1 pseudogene is annotated in these 513 nt (G+C 45.2%); it reads right to left on the bottom strand.

Features of this window, described 5'->3' with window-relative positions:
* A pseudogene (locus ACFQ1U_RS06680) lies at positions 1-513 on the bottom strand (hypothetical protein); the annotation flags it as partial.

Genomic DNA, 513 nt, shown 5'->3' with positions numbered 1-513 from the left:
CACAGTTTGCTGGATTCGCTCCATTCTCACATAACTCATATTCTACTAAATACGTACCTGATGGTGTACCAGCATCAATACTAATCGCTCCTGTCAATGGATCTAAGGTCAATCCTGTTGGATTCGTACCATTTGGATCTGGCGTGATGGTTACCTCACCTGGGTTGCTTCCCACAACCACTGGTGATCCGTCTAAAGTATCATTATCCGTTACATCGCCCGTGCTATCTCCAATAGTTAGCGGACTGGCACTGTAATCATCATCTATCGCATCGATTGGATTCACAACTACAACCGTAGCTGTCGCTATATCACAGTTTGCTGGATTGGCTCCATTCTCACATATCTCATATTCTACTAAATACGTACCTGATGGTGTACCCGCATCAATACTAATCGCTCCTGTCAATGGATCTAAGGTCAATCCTATTGGATTCGTACCGTTTGGATCTGGCGTGATGGTTACCTCACCTGGGTTGCTTCCCACAACCACTGGTGATCCGTCTAAGGTAT

This window comes from Tenacibaculum geojense (assembly GCF_042676005.1).
GTDB lineage: Bacteria > Bacteroidota > Bacteroidia > Flavobacteriales > Flavobacteriaceae > Polaribacter > Polaribacter geojense.
This window is presented reverse-complemented; position numbering and strand designations above follow the sequence as displayed.